The sequence below is a fragment of the Arthrobacter terricola genome (genome assembly GCF_004354015.1).
GTDB lineage: Bacteria > Actinomycetota > Actinomycetes > Actinomycetales > Micrococcaceae > Arthrobacter > Arthrobacter terricola.
Genome location: NZ_SMRU01000019.1, coordinates 1 through 22,797 on the forward strand (window position 1 = coordinate 1; position 22,797 = coordinate 22,797).

The 22,797-nt window shown below is 65.1% G+C and carries 21 protein-coding genes; 18 read left to right on the plus strand and 3 right to left on the minus strand.

Annotated elements, in window-relative coordinates:
- Positions 1–428: CalY family protein (locus E1809_RS15855; RefSeq protein WP_235835637.1), on the minus strand; the 428-nt coding region annotated here is incomplete at its 3' end.
- Positions 429–1,111: 683 nt separating this feature from the next.
- On the opposite strand from E1809_RS15855, the gene E1809_RS15860 reads away from it, so the two are divergent.
- On the plus strand, positions 1,112–1,864 hold the full coding sequence (locus tag E1809_RS15860; protein ID WP_133205211.1) for a GTP cyclohydrolase II: 753 nt from the start codon (positions 1,112–1,114) through the stop codon (positions 1,862–1,864).
- Between the two features lie 186 nt (positions 1,865–2,050).
- Here E1809_RS15860 and E1809_RS15865 read toward each other — a convergent pair whose 3' ends face one another.
- A complete protein-coding gene (locus E1809_RS15865) occupies positions 2,051–2,350 on the minus strand; it encodes a DUF4193 domain-containing protein (protein WP_133205212.1) in 300 nt (99 codons plus the stop codon).
- Positions 2,351–2,753: 403 nt separating this feature from the next.
- On the opposite strand from E1809_RS15865, the gene E1809_RS26740 reads away from it, so the two are divergent.
- The 9 genes from E1809_RS26740 (at position 2,754) to E1809_RS15905 (ending at position 13,014) form a co-directional block, all read left to right on the plus strand.
- Positions 2,754–2,906, plus strand: a complete 153-nt coding sequence (locus E1809_RS26740) for a hypothetical protein (protein WP_205754213.1) — start codon at positions 2,754–2,756, stop codon at positions 2,904–2,906.
- A gap of 87 nt (positions 2,907–2,993) precedes the next feature.
- The gene (locus tag E1809_RS15870) at positions 2,994–3,902 is read left to right on the plus strand and encodes an SDR family NAD(P)-dependent oxidoreductase (RefSeq protein WP_133205213.1); all 909 of its coding nucleotides are present in this window, start codon (positions 2,994–2,996) and stop codon (positions 3,900–3,902) included.
- Positions 3,903–4,059: 157 nt separating this feature from the next.
- Positions 4,060–5,217, plus strand: a complete 1,158-nt coding sequence (locus E1809_RS15875) for a substrate-binding domain-containing protein (RefSeq protein WP_133205214.1) — start codon at positions 4,060–4,062, stop codon at positions 5,215–5,217.
- An 88-nt stretch (positions 5,218–5,305) separates the two neighbouring features.
- Positions 5,306–6,637, plus strand: a complete 1,332-nt coding sequence (locus E1809_RS15880) for an ABC transporter substrate-binding protein (protein WP_235835638.1) — start codon at positions 5,306–5,308, stop codon at positions 6,635–6,637.
- A 1-nt stretch (position 6,638) separates the two neighbouring features.
- Positions 6,639–7,550, plus strand: a complete 912-nt coding sequence (locus tag E1809_RS15885; RefSeq protein WP_133205215.1) for a carbohydrate ABC transporter permease — start codon at positions 6,639–6,641, stop codon at positions 7,548–7,550.
- Entirely contained in the window at positions 7,547–8,473 is a 927-nt protein-coding gene (locus tag E1809_RS15890) for a carbohydrate ABC transporter permease (protein WP_133205216.1), read from the plus strand. The genes E1809_RS15885 and E1809_RS15890 overlap by 4 nt, the downstream gene beginning before the upstream one ends.
- Positions 8,470–9,474: a hydroxyacid dehydrogenase gene (locus E1809_RS15895; protein WP_133205217.1), complete on the plus strand. Its 1,005-nt coding sequence runs from the start codon at positions 8,470–8,472 to the stop codon at positions 9,472–9,474. Before E1809_RS15890 ends, E1809_RS15895 begins: the two co-directional genes overlap by 4 nt.
- 72 nt (positions 9,475–9,546) lie before the next feature.
- On the plus strand, positions 9,547–10,221 hold the full coding sequence (locus E1809_RS15900; RefSeq protein ID WP_133205218.1) for a ThuA domain-containing protein: 675 nt from the start codon (positions 9,547–9,549) through the stop codon (positions 10,219–10,221).
- Positions 10,222–10,317: 96 nt separating this feature from the next.
- Positions 10,318–13,014: a polysaccharide lyase 8 family protein gene (locus E1809_RS15905; protein WP_165962345.1), complete on the plus strand. Its 2,697-nt coding sequence runs from the start codon at positions 10,318–10,320 to the stop codon at positions 13,012–13,014.
- Positions 13,015–13,929: 915 nt separating this feature from the next.
- Here the strand turns inward: E1809_RS15905 and E1809_RS15910 are convergent.
- Positions 13,930–14,268 carry a carboxymuconolactone decarboxylase family protein gene (locus E1809_RS15910; RefSeq protein WP_133205220.1) on the minus strand — a complete coding sequence of 113 codons (339 nt, stop codon included), beginning with the start codon at positions 14,266–14,268 and terminating at the stop codon, positions 13,930–13,932.
- A 132-nt stretch (positions 14,269–14,400) separates the two neighbouring features.
- Between E1809_RS15910 and E1809_RS15915 the strand changes: the two genes are divergently transcribed.
- The 8 genes from E1809_RS15915 (at position 14,401) to E1809_RS15950 (ending at position 22,700) form a co-directional block, all read left to right on the plus strand.
- Positions 14,401–15,297 carry a helix-turn-helix transcriptional regulator gene (locus E1809_RS15915; protein WP_133205221.1) on the plus strand — a complete coding sequence of 299 codons (897 nt, stop codon included), beginning with the start codon at positions 14,401–14,403 and terminating at the stop codon, positions 15,295–15,297.
- A gap of 2 nt (positions 15,298–15,299) precedes the next feature.
- Positions 15,300–16,286, plus strand: a complete 987-nt coding sequence (locus E1809_RS15920; RefSeq protein WP_133205222.1) for an aldo/keto reductase — start codon at positions 15,300–15,302, stop codon at positions 16,284–16,286.
- A 16-nt stretch (positions 16,287–16,302) separates the two neighbouring features.
- On the plus strand, positions 16,303–16,743 hold the full coding sequence (locus E1809_RS15925) for a cupin domain-containing protein (protein WP_235835639.1): 441 nt from the start codon (positions 16,303–16,305) through the stop codon (positions 16,741–16,743).
- The gene (locus E1809_RS15930; protein ID WP_133205223.1) at positions 16,740–17,597 is read left to right on the plus strand and encodes an aldo/keto reductase; all 858 of its coding nucleotides are present in this window, start codon (positions 16,740–16,742) and stop codon (positions 17,595–17,597) included. Before E1809_RS15925 ends, E1809_RS15930 begins: the two co-directional genes overlap by 4 nt.
- 20 nt (positions 17,598–17,617) lie before the next feature.
- On the plus strand, positions 17,618–17,989 hold the full coding sequence (locus tag E1809_RS15935; RefSeq protein ID WP_133205224.1) for a DUF2255 family protein: 372 nt from the start codon (positions 17,618–17,620) through the stop codon (positions 17,987–17,989).
- Positions 17,990–18,369: 380 nt separating this feature from the next.
- Positions 18,370–20,316, plus strand: coding sequence for a beta-glucoside-specific PTS transporter subunit IIABC (locus tag E1809_RS15940; protein ID WP_133205225.1), 1,947 nt, complete (start codon positions 18,370–18,372; stop codon positions 20,314–20,316).
- Positions 20,317–20,344: 28 nt separating this feature from the next.
- Positions 20,345–21,763 carry a glycoside hydrolase family 1 protein gene (locus E1809_RS15945; RefSeq protein ID WP_133205226.1) on the plus strand — a complete coding sequence of 473 codons (1,419 nt, stop codon included), beginning with the start codon at positions 20,345–20,347 and terminating at the stop codon, positions 21,761–21,763.
- A gap of 88 nt (positions 21,764–21,851) precedes the next feature.
- Positions 21,852–22,700 carry a PRD domain-containing protein gene (locus E1809_RS15950; RefSeq protein ID WP_133205227.1) on the plus strand — a complete coding sequence of 283 codons (849 nt, stop codon included), beginning with the start codon at positions 21,852–21,854 and terminating at the stop codon, positions 22,698–22,700.
- The last annotated feature ends 97 nt before the right edge of the window (positions 22,701–22,797 follow it).

Sequence of the window (22,797 nt, forward strand, 5' to 3'; positions counted from 1 at the left end):
CTGGTCGTGCCCGCGCAGGTGTACGTGTAGGCGGGGGCCGTGCCGGCCTCAACCCAGCCCGTGGAGCAACGGTCGACGACAACCTGCAGGCCGTTGGTGGCGTCGGAGTCCAGCTTCGTGCTCGTCGTGGTCGCCGCCGTCGTCAGCGTGACGGCCGAGAGGTTCTGGTTCCCGGCTGCGTTGCTCAGGGTGACCGCGCGTTGGATGGTGTCGCCCGGGACGATGCCGGTGGCGGCGACGTTGAGCCGGTTGGTGGCGGCGGTGGTGCCGAGGGCAATGTTGACGGTGCCGGAACCGACAGCGGCGCTGGCCGACGTCGAGGACGTGAAGGCACCGTAAGTTCCCAGTCCTGCCACGCCGGCGGCGGTGCCGACCAGTGCCAGGGAGGCGATGACTTTGCCGGTGGTGGTTTTCAGGTTCAGACCCATGATCGTTGTCCGTTTCCGTGTGGTCCGTGGTGGCTGTGCTTTCTGTGTTGCTGTTGATTCCACGGTGGTGCAGATGGTTTAGGACGGTGCAGGGATCCGGTCAGGATTGCATCAAGGTTGCTTAAAGATCCGCTCAAGAGGCCGATCGCCTCAGACGGTCCTTGTTGGTTTCGGACGGCTGTTGGATGGGGAAAGCCGCTAGGTTCCCTTGTGGCGCAGCGGTTGCGGCAGGAAGACTGTTTCCTCTTGCGGGGAAGATGGGGTTGGTCAGGCTGTTCGAGGGAGCGCGAACGTGGGCACTCTGGATTCAGCGATGTGGTCGGGCCGGGTCTTCATTGATGGCTGGCAGCCCGGCGGTGGCGGCACCATCGGGGTGTCCGGGCCGGCAACGGGTGCTGTCCTGAGTGAGATCGCTGTAGCCGATGCCGCGGGGATGTGCGGCGTGCTGCTGGCCTTGCCAAGGAATCCCAGACGCGTGAGCGGCCGCGAGACCGGAAGACAGGACTGCTGTTCTGCGCCGCGCAGGCCAGCTCTTCGCAGAGCATGCCAAAGAGATTGAGGGATGGCTTGTCCGTGAATCGGGGGCTGATGCCCTGAATTTCCAAAATCATGCTACGTTGTTTTAGAAGATGAAATGCGGCATTCCGAGCCGTCTCTTCCGAATCCCAGAAGGAGTGGCCCTGATGCCCGAGTCCCCGCTCACGGCGACCGATTTGCCGGCCAGCACGGAAACCGCATGGACGTCAGATTCGCCTTCGGGCCCTTTTGGTCCCTCGCATCGCGGACTGAAAGAAGTTCCCGCCGCTACCGTGCGCACGCAGGTGCGCATTCCGCTCAGGTTCGCCGACGGATTCAGCACCTCAGCCGAGGCCTTTACATTCAATGGACTCGTTGACGGTAAGGAGCACCTGCTGCTGGGACTGGGCGATTGGCGGCAAGCACTTAACAACGGCACGGGAACGGGACGGGCACCGCTCGTCCGCCCGCACAGCGAATGCCTCACTGGAGATGTCCTGGGCTCCCAACGCTGTGATTGCGGCCCTCAGCTGCGTGAGGCAGCTGAAAGGATCGCAGAGCAAGGCGGGTTCCTGTTGTACCTGCGACAGGAAGGCCGCGGGATCGGCCTATACAAGAAACTGGACGCCTACGCCCTGCAGGACGGCGGACTGGACACCTACGCCGCCAATGTCGCCCTGGGCCATCGTGAAGATGAGAGGGATTATCGTCCGGCAGGGCAAATGCTCCTTGCCATCGGAGCACGCAGTATCAGGTTGCTGAGCAATAATCCGGACAAGGCCATGCAACTTGAAGCGAACGGTGTCACCGTCACCGAACGCATACGTACCGAAGTCCACCTCTCGCCGGAAAATGCCCGCTACCTGGCCGCAAAGCGCGACCATACTGCCCACACCATCGACCTCGGGCCCCTTCAGTAACCTCCGCCTGAGACCACCCAGGACACGTGCCAGGGGCACGATAGACGTTGACCAGCCGGCTGGCTCGGCCGCCGGCTTCGGCAAACGTGACCCAGGGCCGAGCCGAACCAGGGCCGACCTCAAAGGCCGGCCGCCGCCGTCGTCCTTGCGGGTCATGGTCCCCTTAGGTGGTCCGGCCCGGTACGGTCAGCCTTCACATTCGATGCAGTAGGCGTGCCCGTCCTTCTCCCGCGCGATCTGGGACCGGTGCCGGACCAGGAAACAGGAGTAGCAGGTGAATTCGTCATTGGCCTGGGGAATGACCTGCACGGTCAATTCCTCAGAGATGAACTCACCGCCGGGACCGTCCTGGTCAAGTCCGTCAGCCTGGTCAAGGTCCAATACCACGCTGCGGGCATCCGGCGCGTTCGCCGATTTCAGGGCCTCCAGTGAACTTTCTTGCGACTCCTTGACGTCGGAGCGTACTTCGTCATAATCAGCTGCCACGATGTGTTTCTCTTTTCTTGCTATCCATTAGTCCGACATGCAACGTACAGGACGGCGGCAAAATTCCGCAGCCGGCCCGGGACCCACCCACCGTCGAAGGGGCTCAGGAAGTTGCCAAGTTCCTGAGTGCCTCCGCAAAACAGTCTCCCAACCGGCAGTCGTGGCGTGGCTGCCAATCGGAAACCAGACCACAGACCGGGCGTCGCCGACGGTGAAGGCGAGCAACGCACTGTGGCCGCCCCGGGCCGCCACGACCTTTCCGACTGCAAATTGAGCTATCGGCATAAGGGCCACATTGGCGAATATTCAAAAAATGAACACCACGTTCAAACTCTTGACATTCAAGGTGGCGAGGATCACACTAGAACTAGTTCATTTAATGAACGTTTCGTTCATTTTGGAGATGAGTACGATGACACGTCGTGACAGGATCAACACCAACAGGCAAAGCCGGACTGAAGCGGAGACATCCCTTCGGGGCACTGCAGAGCGCCGTACGTCGTGGATGCCGATCGCAGACTACGACGGGGCGATCTTCCCCGACATGGCAGACTGATTGGCGAATAGCAGCCGCGTGCCCCCACTCGATGCCGCGTGGCGCGCCCTGGCCGGCTGAGACCCACACCGCCAAAGGAGAACGTCGATGTCCACCGCCACATCCGCCTGGGTCATTACCGGCCCCACTTCCGGTTTCGGTGCCGCCACGGCCCGCGAGCTCGCAAACCACGGGACCATGGTCCTCGTCGGCAGGAACGCCGCCAAGCTCGCCGTGGTGAAAGCCGACATCGAGAACCGCGGCGGCAGTGCGGCCTGTGTCGTCGGTGACCTGTCCGACATCGTCAGTGCCCGTCAGGCCGCCGCCGATGTCCTGGCGCTCGGGCTGCCGATCCGCGGTGTGCTGAACAACGCCGGCGTCATGTTGTCGCGTCCGGCGACGAGCACGCAGGACTGGGAGCTGTCCTTCGCGACCAACCACCTCGGACCCCTGGCCTTCACCGAAGCGCTCATCCCCGCCCTGACCGCCGGGACTAACGTTGTGTTCATCGCCTCGGCCGTCGAGGATCCCGAACGGATCCCCGCCGTCCGCGCGGGATTCCGCGGCGGCCGCTACATATCTGCCGCGGCGGCGGCCCGGGGCGAGTACACCCCGGGCGGCTCAAAACGCCCCGGTATGGACGCCTATGCCACATCGAAACAAGGCAACCTCGCCGCTGTCTTCAGCCTGGCACGCCAGCACCCGCACCTGCGCTTCCGGGCTATCGAGCCCGGGGTCAACCCCGGCTCAAACCTCGGCGAGCTGACGGCGACCCTCCGCCTTGTTGCCAAAGCCCTGACACCGATACTCACGGTGTTTCCGCACTTCACAACCTCCAAGCGCGCAGCCCGGGTCATAACGAAGATCCTCACGGACACCTCCGCGGCGTCCGGCACCTATTACGACGAGAACGGCAAGCTGATGCGCGCCTCCACGCAGGTCAGCGATCCCGCCTTCAGCGACCGGTTCATCACCGAAAGCCGCGCACTGCTCGCCACGGTCGAACCGCAGCCCTAGCATGAGGATTCCCACGAAAAGAACAAGCCCGCCACCACGCGGTTGAGGGAGAGGCCTGGGTGGATCCCCTCGAAGCCGGCGCGTTCATCAACTATGATCGAATAAGTTCGTTTGTAGCCAATGCGAACATGGAAGCCCGAACGATCAAGGAGGGACAATGATCGCTGATCAGCGCAAGGAACTGATCCTGCGGGAGCTCCGGGCGCGCGGATCGGTCTCGGTCTCGGACTTCGCCCAGCGGCACGACGTGGCCCGGATCACCGTACGGCGGGACCTGGCGGCCCTGGCCGATGAAGGGCTCCTCGCCCGGACCCACGGGGGAGCTGTCCCCGCACCTGCTTCCGCAGGCCGGGACGGGCAGGATCGGAAGGGCGCGCAGGCGCGGCGATCCCGGAGTGCTGCGGACGTGGCGGCCAGGAGCGGTCGCGGCGGATCCCGGGGGCAGCCGATCGTTGGCATGATTGTCCCCTCCGCTTCGTACTATTACCCGCTGATGATCAAAGGGGCCGAGGAAGCCGCCAGCCGGATGGGGGCACGGCTTGTGCTCGGCATCTCCAATTACTCCCCGGTGGAGGAACGCCGCCAGGTTGATCGGCTCGTGGCCAACCGGGTCGATGGCCTGCTGATCACTCCGAGCGAAGCGGACTTCTCCGAGGGCCGGACCCTCGAGGTCCTTGCAGGAGCGAAGGTGCCGGTCGTCGTGATGGAACGCTCGCTCGATGAAGCCCCGCCTCTGGGCTGCCTCGAAGGGGTTCGCACTGACCACGCAGCCGGAGCCGAGCTCGCGGTGGCCCATCTGGCCGGACTCGGGCACGGCCGCGTGCTCCTGGCAGTGCGCTCGTCGACTCCCACATCCCGCTGGATCGCCCAAGGGTACGCCCGTGCTGTCGCCCGGCGAGGGCTGGAGCCGGGGGGAAGCGTCATTGAACTGCCGATGATTCCGGCGGGCGAGCTGCCGGACATGGAGCCCTTTGACCGGCTCCTCGACTCGGTGTCCGGCGATTCCTGCGCGGTGATCGTGCACACCGACGAGGATGCCGCGCAGCTCCTGCGCCGCGCCCAGGAACGCGGCGTCGAGGTCCCGGAGCAGCTTTCCATTGTCGCGTACGACGACGAGATCGCCGCCTTTGCGCCGGTTCCCCTGACGGCGGTCTCGCCTCCCAAGCACGAGCTGGGCCTGGCAGCCGTCACTATGTGCCTTGAGCGCTTGGCCTACGGGGGCGTGGACTCGACGGAGCAGTCCCCGCTCAGGCGGCTCAAGCTCGTCCCTGCATTGAAGATCAGGGAGTCCACACCGCCGAGAAATGTTCCTTAATGATCGATTGTGGCCTTTTTCATTGACTCTGTTCTAAAGAGAACATTCCATGGAGTGACGCACCACACACTGCATGGAGGAGTTGGAAATGATCAAGGTTCGGGCAAAGATGCTCGGCGGCGCGATGGCGGCCGCCGTGGTCCTCGCGCTGGCCGCTTGCGGTTCGGGAACAAGCACTGCCGGTAGCACGACCGAGGACGGGGCGCAGGCCTCGGCCATGGCGAGTGCGAGCGGGAACATCACTTTCTGGTCATCGGTGGCGAACATGAAGCCGGTGGTCGACGCGTTCAATCAGAGCCATCCGAACATCAAGGTCAATTACGAGGTGACTCCCTCGGCCGCACCCGGGTACGCGAAGCTCAGCACTGCGCTCCAGGCCGGGAACGCCCCTGACGTGGCCACGATCGAGTACTACCGGCTGCCCGGGTACGCCAGCAACGGCGACCTCCAGCCCATCTCCGATTACATTGGCCAGGCAGACCTGGGGAAGTTTTCCGGCCAGGTCCGCGGCCTCGTGAGCCTGGGCGGCAAGTCCTGGGCCCTGCCTTACGACGCCCCGCCGATGGTGTTCTATTACCGCAAAGACCTCCTCGCCGATGCCGGGGTGAGTACCGCCCCGGCGACCTGGCAGGAGTTCGAAGCCGACGCGCGCAAGCTCAAGAGCGTCCACCCCGACGCCTATCTGGCCTCTTTCTACCCGGATGACCCATCGACGTTCGCTGGCCTGGCCTGGCAGGCCGGGGCGAAGTGGTTCTCCACCGAAGGCGATAGCTGGAACGTGAACCTCGGCGACGCAGCGACTCAGAAGGTCGCCGGGTTCTGGCAGAAGCTCATCGATGACAAGCTCGTCAAAGTCGAACAGTCCTTCAGCGACCAGTGGTCCCAGGACCTGCAGAAGTCAACGATGGCCGGAGTGGTCGGCGCCTCCTGGAGCGCAACCGGGATCGTCTCCCGGACCAAGGGCCAGGAAGGCAAGTGGGCCGTGGCCGAGCTTCCGAACTGGGGCACTCCCGCCGATAGCATGCTCGGCGGATCAACGTTCGCGATCACCAAGACCAGCAAGAACCCCGCCGCGGCCGCAGCGTTCATCCAGTGGATGACCACCAGCCCGGACGCTATCAAGGCACGCGGGAACGTCGGCTCCGCTTGGCTGGCCTACCCGGGCCTTTCCGATATCGCCAAGGCGAACTTCAGCACCGCACCTTTCGGCGGCCAGGACATTTTCTCGGTGTTCCAGAAGGCATCCTCGACGGTCAGCGACGGCTGGAACTGGGGCCCGAAGATCACGGCCACATACACCCCGCTGGCCGATGGCTTCGGCCGCCTCGCCACGGGAGGCACGATCTCCGAGGCGATCAACTCGGCGCAGACCGCGACGGTCAGCGACCTGAAGAACTCCGGCCTATCGGTCAAGGGTTGATATGAGGCGCACCGCCAGAACGTCCGCCCGCCGCGAGAGCGGCGGGCGGGCCGCCGCCCTCTTCCTCGCCCCGTTCATGGTGCTCTTCGCCCTGACGATGATCGCACCGATCATGTATGCCCTCGTGCTGAGCCTTTTGGCCGAGAAGAAGTCCGGGCTTGGCTTCGCACCCGCTGCAACGGTCTTCGCCGGGCTCGGGAACTATGCTGCCGTGCTCGGCTCCCAGACCTTCCTGGACGGGCTGGCTCGGCTGGGCGCGTACTGCCTGATGTACATCCCGGTCATGATCGGCCTCGCCCTAGTCCTGGCACTGTTGATGGACACGGCCGTGGCGCGGGCCCGGAAAGTATTCCAGCTGGTGCTCTTCCTGCCCCACGCCGTGCCCGGCATCATCGCCGCGATCGTCTGGGTATACCTTTACACGCCCAGTGTGAGCCCGATCGTGGAGGTCCTCTCCAACGGCGGTATCGCCGTGGACTTCCTGGACGCGCATCTGGTGCTCCCTGCGATCGTGAACGTCTCGGTCTGGGAATGGACCGGCTACAACGTCGTCATCCTCTTCACCGCGCTGCAGGCCGTCCCCAGGGAGACCATCGAGGCCGCGACGGTTGACGGGGCCGGGGGGCTGAGGACCGCTCTGAGCATCAAAGTGCCCCTCGTGAGCTCCGCCATCGGCGTCATCGCCCTCTTCACGATCATCGGCACGCTCCAGTTGTTCACCGAACCGACCATGATGCACACCGCCACCTCCTCTGTCACCTCGACCTATGTGCCCAACATGTGGGCCTACGATGCCGCCTTCAACCAGCACAACCTGAACCAAGCCGCCGCTGCCTCCCTCATCCTTGCCGTCCTCGCAGCAGCCCTGTCGTTCATCGTGACGCGCTGGACCTCCAGGAGCCAGAAGCCATGACCATCACCAAGACCGCCTCCCGGACCGCCGGACCGGCCCGGCCCCATAATCGACCGTCGCGCACACCCAAGCCCGACAGTCCCCGCCACCGACCGGCCTGGTCCGTGCTCTCGGTCAACGGCATCCTCGTCTTGGGCTCGGCGTACATGGTGCTGCCCGTGTTGTGGCTGGTGTTCGCCGCGACGAAGAACCTCCAGGACTTCTACGCCACGGACGCACTCTCGTTCGGCAGGTTCTCGCTGCTCGAGAACATCGGGCACGTGCTTACCCAGAACGACGGCGTCTTCACCGTCTGGATCCTGAACAGCCTCCTCTACGCCGGAGTCGGCGCCGTCGGCGGCGCCCTCATCTCGGTCGCCGCCGGCTACGCCTTCGACAAGTTCTCCTTCCGCTGGAAGGAACGCTGGTACGGCCTGGTGCTTCTGGGGGTGCTCGTGCCGAACACGGCCACCGTCCTGCCGCTCTACCTTCTCGCCTCCGCAGTCGGCCTGACCAACACGGTCTGGGCCGTGCTGATCCCGGCCCTGACCAATCCGTTCGGCGTGTACCTGGCGCGCGTCTACAGCGCCGCCTACATCCCCGACGAGACACTCGAGGCCGCACGCGTGGACGGGGCCGGGAATGTGCGAAGCTTCTTCTCCCTGGGCCTGCCGATGATCATGCCCGGACTCGTCACCATCGCCCTGTTCCAGTTCGTGGGCATCTGGAACAACTTCATGCTGCCGCTGGTCATGCTCTCGAACGAGCGGCTCTTCCCGCTCTCCCTCGGCATCTTCGGTTGGAGTACCCAGACCTCGGCCTTCCCGGACTTTTACCCCCTGGTCATCACGGGCTCGATGCTCTCCGTCATTCCCCTGATCATCGCCTTCGTCTTCCTCCAGCGCTTCTGGAAGACCGGCCTCACCGCAGGAGCGGTCAAATGAGGCCACTCGCCACGGCCCTGGCGATGGCCGAAGACACCGCCCGCGGCGTCTTCCCTCCCTCGAGGCTTGCCACGATCAGCGGCGAGCTCGAGCTGATCGATCCGCGCCCGCTGACCAGCTTCGACGGAGAACGTGCCGCCCGCGTCCTGGCCGAGACGGAGATCCTGATCACCGGCTGGGGATGCCCGCCCCTGACCCGCGAGGTCCTCGAACGCGCGCCGCGGCTGCGTTTCGCGCTCCACGCGGCCGGCTCCGTCAAGGAACACATCACCGAGGCGGTCTGGGAACGGGGAATCGAAGTCAGCACGGCTGCCGATGCCAACGCCATCCCCGTGGCCGAGTACACCGTGGCCATGATCCTTCTGGCGAATAAAGGCGTGCTCCGGATCTCCCGGGAACTGCACCACACCCAAGGTCCGATCGGCCTGGCGCAGTACCCCGGGATCGGCAACTACGGCAAGCGCGTCGGAATCGTGGGAGCCTCCCGGATCGGACGCAGGGTGGCCGAAACGCTCGCGGGCCAGGACCTTGAAGTTGTCCTCTGCGACCCCTACGTCACGGACCATCAGGCAGCCCGACTCGGCGTACGGCTCGTGGACCTGGACGAGCTCGTCGCCACAAGCGACGTCGTGTCCCTGCATGCCCCAGACCTGCCCGAGACCCGACATCTCATTGACGCCCGGCTGCTCGAGCTGTTCAAGCCGGGAGCGACCTTCATCAACACCGCGCGCGGTGGCCTGGTCGACCAGGACGCGCTCGTCCGGCGGCTCCAGCGTGGAGACCTCTTCGCAGTCCTCGACGTCACGACGCCCTGGGTCCTGGATCCCGGACACCCCCTGTACAGCATGCAGAACGTGTTCCTCACCCCGCATATGGCGGGCTCACAGGGGACCGAGCTCGAGCGCCTCGCGGCCGCGGCGATCGAAGAGGCCCGGCGCGCGGCGCGCGGCGAGCCGCTCAGGCACCCCGTGGCGGCCGCCGCCCTCAACCGCCTCGCCTAGGCCACACCATTCCGTGCCCGAGGCCAAACCGTTCCGTGCCTCCCCGAGGCCTGAAAGACCCGAGGACCTCCCTTGAAGGAAGCCGTCATTATCACCGGCTCGGGCCGGTACGCCGACCCGTGGCACCGGTTCCCGGAGACCAGCCGATCGCTGGCCTCGATCCTGGAGAAGGCCGGCCACACGGCCATGATCCGTGAAGATGTGGATGACACCCTCGCCGGGTGTGCCACCGCAGAACACAGCACCGATCTGCTCGTCTTCAACGTCGGCCTGCCCCGCGACGGGAGGCCCTCTCCCGCTCCCGAGGGGGCAGCGGCCATCCGCAGCATTCTCCACTCACCGCTTCCGGTTCTGGCCATGCACTCCAGTTCCACGAGTTTCGCCGATTCCCCGGAGTGGGAGGCACTGATCGGAGGCAGGTGGATCCGGGGGACATCGATGCACCCGCCGCACGGAAACGCGCACGTGGAACTGGCAGACCAGCGCCACCCGATCACCGTCGGATGCGAGGACTTCACCGTCGATGACGAGAGGTACTCGTATCTGAGGCGTTCGGCGAACTCCCGCGTGCTCGCCACGCACGAGCACGCGGGGGAGCAGCATCCTCTCATCTGGGCGTTCGACCGGCCTTCGGGTGCACGCACCGTCTACGACGGCCTGGGCCACTGCCCGGCCTCCTACCAGTCACCCGGCCACGTCCGGCTCCTCTTGGCAGCGGTGCAGTGGCTTTCGCGCGGCTCTGACTGACCCGCCTGAAGTGTTCGCACTTCACCATCCCCCATCAGCTACAGGGGTATTACCCGGCCCCTGGGCATTATGACAAAGGAGTCAATGATGACATCGATGACCACTCTCACGGCGCTCTCGCGCCGCAGCATCCTCCGCGGCGCCCTCCTTGGGGGAGCCCTCGCGGCCTTCCCCTTCGGGCTCCTCCCGAAGGGGAAGGCCGCGAGCCTCCCGGACAGCTTCGGCGTCGGCCGCCAGCAGTGGCTCGAGCACCTTCTCGGCAAGGACCTCAACACCTCCGACCCCTCCATCACGAGCCAGCTGGCCTCGATCGGCTCCGCCGCCCGATCGGCTATGAACACCTACGTGACCTCGGCCTCCCGTACAGGCCTGTGGAGCGACCTGTCGCTCGCCGCGCGCGCGACCAATGCGGACTCGGCGCGTGTGACGACGACGGCGCGACGGCTCCGCTCGATCGCCTTGGCTTGGGCGGCTGGTGCCCTCGGTCCGGATGCCGACCGTGGGCTGGCCACCGTTGCCGACGGCCTTGCTTGGCTGAGCCGAGACGTCTTCTCGACAGGTGGCGTCCGCTACGGAAATTGGTACGACTGGGACGTCTCAGCCCCACAGGCCCTGAACGATGCCCTGGTGCTCACCTTCGGCGCAATTCCTGCCTCGACGCGGACGGCATTGCTGGACGCGGAGAGGCACTTCACCCCTGTGATCCCCCAGACCGGCACGACCGCAGCAGCCGCAAACCGAGTATTGTTCTGCGATTCGTTCTGCGGCCGCGGCTTGCTCGGCGAAAACGCCGACGAGCTCACGGCGGCGCGCGACGGGCTCGCACCGGTCCTCACGTACGCCCAACCCTACGGTGGACCGGTCGGGCTCGTGGACGGCAACAAGGACGAAGCGGCGTTCTTCAGCAACGACGGGTTCTACCCGGACGGATCGTTCATCCAGCACGGCCAGTTCCCCTATATCGGCGGCTACGGCGCGTCGTATCTCACGTCGATCACTGCGATCGCTGCCCGCACCAGCGGCATGTCCTGGTGCCCGGATTTGGGCATCGTGCACGGCTGGATCCACTCAAGCTTCGAACCGTGGCTGTGGCGTGGGCTTGTCATGGACACGGTCCGCGGGCGCCAGCTCGCTACCGTCGCCGGCGATCAGGGAACCGGACTCAGCTTCATCAACGGAATGCTCGACCTGCTCCCGAGCGCCTCGGACGCGGAACGCTCCCGCCTGAAGTCGCTGATCAAGGCCGAGCTCCCATGGCGCGGTACCCAGCCCACCGCGGGCCTCGGGCTCCCCGAAACCGCGCTCGCCCTTGAGATCCTCGGCGACCCGACCGTCGTCGCCCGCTCGCCCTTGAACGGGACGTGGGTCTTCGGCCCGATGGACCGGGTTCTGCACCGGCGCGACGATTGGGCGGTGGCGTTCGCGATGAACTCGCTGAGAATGGCCGACTACGAGAACGGCAGTAACGAGAACCTGCGCGGGTGGTACACCTCGGACGCAGCCACCTTCCTTTACACAGGAGACCTCGACCAGTTCGACGACGCCTATTGGTGCACCGTCAACGCCTACCGCATCCCCGGCACCACCGTAGACACCGTGGCCCGCGATGCCACCGCCACGCCATGGCGGGCGGAGTACCACAACCCAAGCCTCATGGCCGGCGGCCTGTCCGCACAGACGTGGGGCGTGGCCACGATCGACCTCACCGCCAAGGCGCCCTCGACGCTGCACGGTCGCTTCTCACGCTTCTTCTTCGACGACTGCTACGTCTGTGCCGGCGCCGGCATCTCAGTCTCCTCCGGACGCAGCGCTGAGACGATCGTTGAGAACCGACGCGTCACGGCCACTAGTTCAGGTCCGCTGACCATCGAAGGATCCGTCCCCCTCGCGCTCGGCGAATCGAAGACCGTCGACAACGCCGGGTGGGCCCACATCGGCGGCGTGGCCGGCTACGTCATGCTCGGCAGGCCCACGGTGCTCGCGCTGCACGAACAGCGCAGCGGCAGGCTCTCCGACATCAGCGGCACGATTACCGGCACCACAGCATCCACCGTGCACACCGGCGACTATGTCGTCCTCGCCTTGCAGCACGGCCCGCGAGCGACCGACGCGAGCTACGCCTACATCGTCGCACCGGGGCTGGACGCTGCCGCGACGGCGCAACTGGCGGCGAAGCTGTCCGTCCGGCTGCTCGGGAACACTCCGGGCGTGCAGGCCGTCCGGCACGAGCCCGCCGGGCGGCTGGGAGCCGCGTTCTACGAGGCCGGCACCGCGTCGGTCATCACCGTGGACGCAGCCTGCGTCATCGCGGTCGAGGAGACGGACTCCAGTATCACCGTCCGGGCCAGCGACCCCACCCAAAGCCTGTCACGGATCCGAGCGGAGCTACGCATCCACGCCGACACGGTCATCGAAAGCGACCCGCGCGTGAGCTGGGCGCCGGGTGCGGATAGCTGTACCCTCACCTTCGACGTCTCCGGCCTCACGGGGTCGACCGTGTCGGCAAGGCTCGCCTGGCAACCGCCAAGCGCGGCCGACCTGGCCGCTGCACTCGGCCGGCTCATCGGACGGGACATCCCCGGCAGCGTCGGCGCGCAGCTGCAGAAGACGGCCGGACATTTCATCGGCGTCTTCAACAGCGGCGACTTCGCCGCCGCACGCACCGAGCTGCACACCTTCCAGACCACCCTCGACGACTGGGTGTCCACCCAGGCACGCCCCACCGCAGGAGTGCTCGCGCTGGTCGACCTGGCATCACGACTGGTCACCCGGACGCTGAACAACCGGAGTTAAGCAGGACAGCCGATGCAGGACACCGCTACCCCCCAGGCCGGCGGCAGCCCCGCCGGACGCTCACGACCACTCATATCCGCACCTCGTGGGTCGATGGGCCGTCAGTCCATGCTGGCCAGACCATCCCGCACCTCTTGAGCCGGTGCCGGCAATCGAATCCAAGGCGGGGTCGACCTTCCAGCTGTCTAATTCATGGAGTTCAAAAATAATAGGGACTCAGTGCTCATGATCCGAGGCATTGCCTGGTCGCGCGGGATGCGGTGACGGCGGACCTTATCGCGCGCTATCCGCTTTTATCTGGAAAGCCGGATAAACCCAGATAAAGGCGGCCGACTCGCGGGGCAAGTGAGGCCTGTAGGGGAGGGGTCCGTCGTCGGGCACGCCAGTGGTGTCCTGAGTTTCCACCTCCGGGGCCAGCGCGCGTCAGGGATTGGAGAATTCCGTTGGTTCCGGGTTCTGGAGCTTCTCCCGCTGCTGGCCCCGTCCGGCAGCTGGCCTGCTGGCCAGGCTCATCCACCTCCGGCCGGTGATCCTTGCCATGATTGAACAACATGCCAAGCCCTGGCCGCGCGAGTGAAGCCTACTTAATATTTCCTCGGGGACCGGCTGCGTCAGGCCCTGAGCTGCGCTTGGCCTGATTAACATCCCGGCCCCGGTCCCGAATAACGGGGCTGGGGCTGACCCGTTCGTCCTTGACCGCGGCGAGCGGCTCTTTGACGATCATTGTTGCCGGGCTGAGGACTCCCGAGCCCCTTGACTACGCCGAAGATCGGTTCTTCTGGACGAAGGTGAACGGGTCATCGCCCTGCGATTCTCCGATCCGGGGCTCGGGCCGGCGCAGACCCGGTTGTCGTAGCCGACGTCAGGACAAGCGTCGAGGCCTTCGGCAGTTTAGCGGTCGGGAGAAGCTCATGCTCACTCTTCGTCCTCGATGATGTTCTTCAGCACGGTCGTCGCGCCCATGCCGTTGGGCCAGCCGGTGTAGAACGAGAGATGCAGGAGGGCTTCCTTGAGTTCGTCGTCGGTGACGCCGTTCCGGCGGGCGAATCCGAGGTGGAATTTCAGCTGGTCCATTTTGCCCATGGCCGTCAATGCGGCGACGGTCACCAGGCTCCGGTCCCGTTTGGAAAGTTCCGGGCGTTCCCAGACTTCGTCGAAGAGGACCTTGTCGGTGTAGTGGACCATTCCCGGGGCGAAGTCGCCGAACGCGTTCCTTCCGCCACTCCAGCCGGTTTCCTGCTCTTCGGTGCTCATGTTCGTTCTCCTTTGGCGTAGTTGCTCGGATACTCCCATTCCATCGCGACGGCCGTAGGGGAGGGAGTCTCCAGTGAAGGGTGTACCAGCAGGGACTCCCACCGGGGCCATGACCGAAATAGCGTTGTCTGCATGAACAGCAGGGACGAAGCACGCCAGTTCCTCATGTCCCGTCGTGCGAACATCAGCCCCGGGCAGGCCGGGCTGGCGGTATCGGGACACCGCCGCGTGGCGGGCTTGAGGCGGGGCGAGGTCGCGATGCTCGCGGACGTGAGCCCGGAGTACTACGCCAAGATCGAGCGGGGCAATCTCGTCGGAGTCTCCGACTCCGTGCTGGAGTCGGTCTCCCGGGCACTGCACCTCGATGACGCCGAACGCGAGCACCTGTTCGATCTGGCCCGTGCCGCGAACGGTGGTGCGCAGCCCGTGCGCCGGCGCAAGCCGAAGACGTGGGTGGCGAGGGAGAGCCTGACCCGTGCGTTGAACGTCATCGTGAACGGCCCGGCATTCGTACGCAACGGGCGAATGGATATCTTGGCGACCAACGCCCTGGGCTGCGCCTTCTACGACGAAGTCTTCGACGGTCCCGGGCACGGGAACCTCGCCCGGTACTGCTTCCTCGACGAACGGGCCAAGGTTTTTTACCCGGACTGGGAGGCGGCCGCCGATGTCACCGTGGCGATCCTGCGCACGGAGGCCGGTCATGATCCCCGCGACAGGCAGCTCCACGATCTCGTCGGAGAGCTTTCCACCATCAGCGATGCGTTCCGCACGCGATGGGGCGCGCACAACGTGCGCCGCCACGGCTCCGGTACAAAAGATTTCCACCACCACGAGGTCGGCGACCTCACCCTCAGCTACGAGGGCCTGGAGCTCACCGCCGAGCCGGGTCTGTCGTTCCTCATCTACACCGCTGAGCCCGGTTCGCCGAGCGAGCAGCGGCTTCAGCTGCTGGCGAGCCTCGCCGCCACCGTGACCGCGTCGCCGACGCGGCCCTTGCTTGACGACACCACTACTAAGAAGGACTGATCATGCATATCAGAACACTTGGCCAGGGCCTGGAGGTCTCCGCAATCGGGCTCGGTGCAATGGGCATGTCCCAAAGCTACGGGCCCAACCCCGGCAGCAGAGAGGAGATGATCGCCGTGCTGCGCTCGGCCGTGGACGAGGGCGTGACGTTTTTCGACACGGCAGAGGTCTACGGGCCGTACGTCAACGAGGAGCTCGTCGGTGAAGCGCTCGAGCCGGTCCGCGACCGGGTGGTGATCGCCACCAAGTTCGGCTGGGACATCCGGAATGGCAAAAGCGTCGGCCTGGATAGCCGGCCCGAGCAGATCCGCCGCGTCGCCGAGGCGTCCCTGAAACGGCTCCGGACCGACACGATCGATTTGTTCTATCAGCACCGCGTCGACCCCGACGTGCCGATCGAAGACGTCGCCGGTACGGTTCGTGAGCTTGTCGCCGAGGGCAAGGTGAAGCACTTCGGCCTGTCGGAGCCCTCAGCAGAGACCATCCGCAAGGCACATGCGACCTTCCCGGTCACGGCCGTCCAAAGCGAATACTCACTCTGGACACGCGATCCCGAGGCGGAGGTACTGCCGACCCTGACGGAGCTCGGCATCGGATTCGTGCCGTTCAGCCCGCTCGGCAAAGGCTTCCTCACCGGCACCGTCTCCTCAGCGACGACATTTAGCGAGGGCGACGTCCGCAACCGTGTCCCGCGGTTCCAGGCTGAAAACCTGGCCGCCAACCAGAAGCTCGTCGACCACGTGAAGGGCCTCGCCGAGGCGAAGGGCGCGACGGCGGGCCAGGTCGCCCTGGCTTGGCTGCTCGCTCAGCAGCCCTGGATCGTGCCGATCCCCGGCACCCGACGCACCGAGCGCATCCGGGAAAACGCCGCGGCAACCCAGGTCGCGCTTTCCGCGGATGAACGCGCCGACCTCGACCGCCTCGCCCTGCGCCTCGGCGTGCACGGCGACCGCTACAACGCCGAGCACATGACCTACGTCAACCGCTGATCCTGCAGAAAGAACCATGATGACCGATAAGACCGAATTCACGCAGATCTTCCCGCTCGGGGAGCCCAACGACGCCTACGCGCAGTATTTCACCGGGCAAAGCTTCCTTGCCCCGCTCGCCTCGGGGAGCGTGCCCGTCAGCAACGTGAGCTTTGAGCCGGGCTGCCGCAATAATTGGCACATCCACCACGGCACCGCAGGCGGCGGTGACCAAATCCTGATCTGCACTGCGGGCAGCGGCTGGTACCAAGAGGACGGCGAGCCCCCGGTCAGCATGGAGCCGGGAACGGTGATCCGCGTGCCCGCCGGCACAAAACACTGGCACGGCGCGAAGACCGACTCGTGGTTCTCCCACGTCGCCTTCATCACGCCCGGCGAGGGCGTCAGCAATGAATGGCTCGAACCCGTTACCGATGCGGTGTACGGGGCGCTACCGAAGACAGGAGAGAACGCATGACCATCCTGAACGAAAACTACATACTGTCCAACGGCGTCGCGATCCCCAAGCTCGGACTTGGCACCTGGTTCATCGACGACGACAAGGCGGCCGACGCGGTGAAGACCGCGATCGGGATCGGCTACCGCAACATCGACACCGCGCAGGCCTACGGCAACGAACGCGGCGTCGGCGAAGGCATCCGCACCAGCGGCGTCGCGCGCGAAGAGCTGTTCGTCTCCACCAAGCTGGCTGCCGGGATCAAAGACTACGACGGTGCGGTGGCTGCGATCGACGGGTCGCTGCAGACGCTGGGCCTGGACTACATCGACCTGATGCTCATCCACTCTCCGCAGCCGTGGGACGACTTCCGCGGCGGCGACTACGCAGAAGGCAATCGCCAGGCATGGCGTGCACTGGGGGATGCGTACCAAGCAGGCAAGATCCGTTCGATCGGGGTGTCGAACTTCCTTCAGGAAGACATCGAGAACATCCTGTCCACAGCGACAGTGGTCCCACAGGTGAATCAGCTGCTGGTGCACGCGGGCAACACTCCGGCGGACCTCCTGGCCTACTGCGCGGGCAAGGACATCCTGGTCCAGGCGTACTCGCCGATCGCGCACGGGGAGATCATGAAGAACGCCGAGGTTCAGGCGATGGCTAGCAAGTACGGCGTGACTGTACCGCAGCTGTGCATCCGATACACCCTGCAGTTGGGCGCTGTGTCATTGCCGAAGACCGCGAACCCGGAGCACATGCGGTCCAACGCCGAGGTCGACTTCGAGATCTCCGAGGCGGACATGACCGCCCTGCGGGACCTGCACGCCAAAGACTACGGCGACGCCAGCGCGTTCCCGGTGTACAGCGGCAAGTGATGCAGGAGGACGAACAACGCATGACTTCATGGACCATTGGGCAGCTCGAGCAGATCGGCACGACCGACGACTTTCACATCTCTCCCTACCGCGCTGACGGCACGACGCCCGGCACGCCGACCTGGATCTGGTCCGTCGTCGTCGACGGCGATGTGTACGTCCGCGCTTACAACGGGACCGCTTCCCGCTGGCACCGGTCCGCGCTAAAGCAGGGGGCCGGGCACATCCGCGCCGGCGGCATCGACGCTGATGTCACGTTCACCCCGGTGGACGGCGAGATCAACGACCGCATCGACGCAGCCTATGCCAGAAAATACGCAGGAAGCCCGTATCTACCGCCGATGATCTCGACGAGGACCCGCGCGGCGACCGTGCGCGTCGACCCGGAGTAGGGTCCCTTCCCTCCGAACTCTGATCGGGCCGGGCTGTCCGGCGTCGCCGACGCCCGGCCCGATCAGAGGCACACGGCCGTCCGAAAAGACTTACGACGGCAGCCGTTCAGGGCAGCCGGCGACGTCGGTGTGCACCGCACTAGACCCGAGAGTCGCCTCGTTTGACGTGACTCCTATCACCTGACATGATGGCTTCTGGTTCTTTCGAGACCTGGGTATGTAACTCGCTTCGGCGAGGCAAGGCTCAAGCTCTGCGACCTTCATCGGTCAACCGGCTTGGGCCTTTTTCGTGTCCTGAAACAGGATCACCCAAACAGCTCAAGCCGCGTTGCCTCACACTTCCGCCCAATGAAGGGCGGATCTGAGAACGCGAGGAAATCATGAGCAAGCAATACGCTCCCTTAGCCGCGGACATCGTGCGGCTGGTTGGCGGAAAAGCCAACATCACCGAGGCCTACCACTGCCAGACCCGGCTTCGTTTCGCCCTCAAGGATGAATCCGCCGTTGCGCTGGACGAACTGAACGCCACTGAAGGCATCGTCAAAACCCTCTCCAAGGGCGGCGTTTTCCAGGTGGTTGTGGGCATGCACGTCAAGGACGTGTTCGACGAGATGGAGCACGAGCTCGGCGATCTGTCTGCCAACGCCAACGACGCGGACGGCGCAGCCAAGGACAAGCACAAAAAAGTGGGCAGCGCGGTCATCGAATTCGTCTCCAGCGTCTTCCAGCCCCTCATCCCGGCCCTTTCCGGCGCTGGTATGGTCAAGGCCCTCCTGGCCCTCCTGGTTGTCCTGAAGGTGGTGAACACAGGTTCCCAGACCTACGTGCTGGTGAATCTCTTCGCAGATGCGGTGTTCTACTTCCTGCCCGTGCTTCTGGCGTTCAGCGCGGCACAGAAGCTGAAAATCAGCCCCATCCTGGCAGCCGCGGTCGCCGCCATGATGCTGCACCCCAACTGGGTCGCCCTGGTGACAAAGAAGGACCCGGTCACCTTCTTCGACATCTTGCCGTTCCCCTTGGTGAACTACTCGGGCGCGGTCATTCCCATCATCCTGGTCGTGTTCGCCCAGTTTTACGTGGAGCGTGGTCTGACCCGGGTAATTCCCAAGTCCGTGAACCTGGTGTTCGTTCCGATGTTGACGTTCCTCGTCATGGGCACCTTGGCCCTCGGTGTGCTTGGACCCATCGGCAGTATTCTCAGCGGTTACCTCGGTTCATTCTTCACATTCCTGAGCACCAACGCAGCCTGGGCCCCGGCCCTGCTGGTCGGTGCGACACTCCCCGTCATGGTCATGTTCGGCCTGCACAACGGCATCGCCCCGCTGGGTGTCGTCCAGCTGGCCCAGACGGGGAAGGAAAGCATCTTCGGCCCAGGTGCCCTGGTCTCCAATATCGCCATGGGTGCTGCTGCCCTGGTGGTGGCTTTCCGCACCAAGGACAAGAAGACACGTCAGATTGCCACGGCGGGCGGCATCACCGGCCTCATGGGTATTACCGAACCGATTCTCTACGGTGTGGCTTTGCCCAAGCGGTATCCGCTGATCGCGGCCATGATCGGCGGCGGCGCAGGCGGTTTGTACGCTGGCCTGTCCCAGGCCCACCGCTTTGCCACCGGCTCCTCCGGCCTGCCGGCCGTCCTGCTGTACATCGGTGACAACTCACTCGTGAACATGATCAACATCATCATTGCGTTGGTGATCTCCGCAGCGGTCTCCGCCGTACTGACCTTCGCCCTGTCGCTGAAGTTCGAAAAGGCCGCCGTTGATGCGGCTCCGGCAGCGGACGACGTCGTCGCCGCACCATCCCGCCGTCGCACGGCCGCCGCTGAGAGCGCCTTCACCGCCGGTGGCACCGCCACTTTGGTGCGCACCGAGACTGTGGAGCTCGCAGCTCCTTGCGCCGGCACCGTGGTACCGCTGGCCGAGGTCAGCGACCCGGTGTTCGCCTCCGGTGCCATGGGCCAGGGCATCGCCGTGGAGCCGTCCGAGAGCGTCATCGTCTCCCCGGTGAGTGGCACGGTAGCAGTGGCCATGAAGACCGGTCACGCGTTCGGGATCAAGACTGACGACGGCGTGGAGGTGCTGGTGCACGTCGGCATCGACACGGTAACCATGAAGGGCGAGGGCTTCCACGGCGCGCTGGAACGCGGCACCCGTGTGGAGGCCGGTCAGCCGCTTGTCACGGCCGATCTGGACGCCATCCGCGCCGCCGGTCACCCGGCCACCGTGCTGGTGGTGGTGACCAACGGTCCCACGGACGCACCCGTGGAGCAGCTCGAGGGCGGCTCCGTGGTGGCAGGCGCGGCGATTGCCGCCGTCGGCCGCTGATCCGCAAAGCCACGAAAGGAACCGCAGAATGCAGCACGAACAGCTGACCCCGTTTCCCGGGGACTTCCTCTGGGGAGCGTCCACCTCCGCCTACCAAGTGGAGGGTGGTTGGGACGCAGATGGCAAGGGCCCGTCCGTGATCGACATCCACATGCACCGGCCGGAGGGTGTCACGGACTTCACCGTGGCAGCTGACCACTACCACCACTACTCCGAGGACGTGGAGCTCTTCGCCGAACTGGGGCTGAACGCGTACCGCTTCTCCATCGCCTGGACCCGCATCGTCCCGGACGGGGACGGCGAAATGAACCCGGCCGGCGTGGCCCACTACCACCGGGTGATTGACGAGCTCCTGGCCCAGGGCATCGAACCCGTCGTAACCATGTATCACTTCGACCTCCCCGCGGCGCTGGACGCCAAGGGCGGTTGGTCCGAGCGGGCAACCATCGACGCGTTCGAGCGTTACGCCCAGGTCCTGTTCCAGGAATACGGCTCGAAGGTGAAGTTCTGGCTCACCATCAACGAGCAGAACATGATGATCCTGCACGGCAGGGCCATCGGGACCACGGGCCGCAGCGGCCAGGTGGAGGGTAAGGAGCTCTATCAGCAGAACCACCACATGTTCCTGGCGCAGGCCCGGGCCATGGTGCTCTGCCACGAGCTGCTGCCGGAGGCGAAGATCGGGCCGGCCCCGAACATTGTGTCCGTCTACCCGGCCACCTGCGCGCCGGAGGACATCATCGCGGCCGATGATTGGGACGCCATCCGCAACCTGCTCTATGTGGACCTGTCCGTCCGGGGCAGCTACCACAATCTGGCCTGGGCGTACCTGTGTGCCAAGGGCTGGGAGCCGGAGATCCTGGACGGTGATCTCGAATTGCTGGCTGCCGCGAAGCCGGACTTCCTGGCGTTCAACTACTACTCCACCCAGACGGTCGGGGCGTCCCGCGGGGACTCCTCGGATATCCAGGTGCGGGGCGGGGACCAGCAGGTAGTACGCGGCGAGGTGGGTCTCTACCGTGCGGTGAAGAACGAGTATCTGCCTGTCAATGCCTTCGGCTGGGAGATCGACCCGGTGGGGTTCCGCACCACCATGCGCCGCCTGTGGGACCGGTATCGGCTGCCGCTCATCATCACCGAGAACGGGCTAGGTGCCTTTGACGAGCTGGTGGACGGCAGGGTGCGGGACGACTACAGGATCGAGTTCCTGAAGCTGCACCTGGAACAGATCCGGCTGGCCATAAGTGATGGCGTCGAGGTGTTTGGCTACTGCCCGTGGACGGCTATCGATCTGGTGTCGACGCATCAGGGGATCTCCAAACGGTACGGGTTCATCTATGTAGACCGCGAGGAGGATGCTCTGAAGGACCTGGCCCGGGTACGGAAGGACAGCTTCTTCTGGTACCAGGGCGTCATCGCCTCCGGCGGTGACTCGCTGTCCTACTGAGGGCAGGGCCCCACGGTGCGGGCACCGGTGGTGCGGGGCGTCCTGCCCCGCACCACCCCATGATTTTTTACGGAAGGAACGGTGAGTCGTGCGGGTCAAGCGCGTGCTCAACAACAACTCGGTCCTCGCTGTCGATGACGCAGGCAAGGACCTGGTGGCGATCGGCCGTGGCCTGGGCCACGGCCGGAAACCCGGCGATGTGATCTCCCGCGAGGTGGCGGATCAGGTCTTCGTCGCTGCGGAGAACGCCAATCTGGAGCGGCTTGCCCGTTATCTGGATGACATTCCCCTGGACTGCCTGAATGCAGCCGGCGAGGTCGCGTTGCTGGCGCAGGAGCGACTCGACCTGCGGGTCAGCCAAGCTCTGGTGGTGCCGCTCGCGGATCACCTCAGCTTCGCCATTGAACGGCTGCAGGAGGGTATCCCGGCCCAGTTCCCGCTCGCCTGGGAGGTCGCCCAGCTTTACCCGAAGGAACTGGCCACGGGACGCGAGGCGCTGGGTCTGGTGGAGGCGTCCCTGGGCGTGAGGCTGCATGAGGATGAGGCGGTGGCCCTGGCCATGCACTTCGTCAACGCCCAGTTCGCCACCCCCGGCATGGAGAAGGCCATGCAGATGACCGGCGTCATCGCGCAGGCCTTCGCGCTGGTGGATAAGACGTTCGGCTTCACCGTGGACCAGCAGTCGATGAATGCGGCACGCTTCGTCACCCACCTCCGCTATCTATTCAGCCGAGTCGCCTCGGGCAAGCAGATCTCCGAGAAGTCCTCCCTGCTGGTAGACGCGATCATCCAGAGCCACCCCGAGGCGGTCGTCTGTGCGGCCAAAATCCAGTACCTCCTGGAAATGGGATTGGACACCAGCCTCACCCGGGACGAGGTGGCCTACTTGGCGTTGCACGTGGCACGCCTGGTTTCGGACGTGAATGAATACCGCTGAAACCCGGATGTGTCGTGCCTCGCGGGGTCCGGCGGCCGATGGCACGCCCACGGACCACGGTTACCGTCTCAATCTTCCCTCAACCCCGGGCAGCACT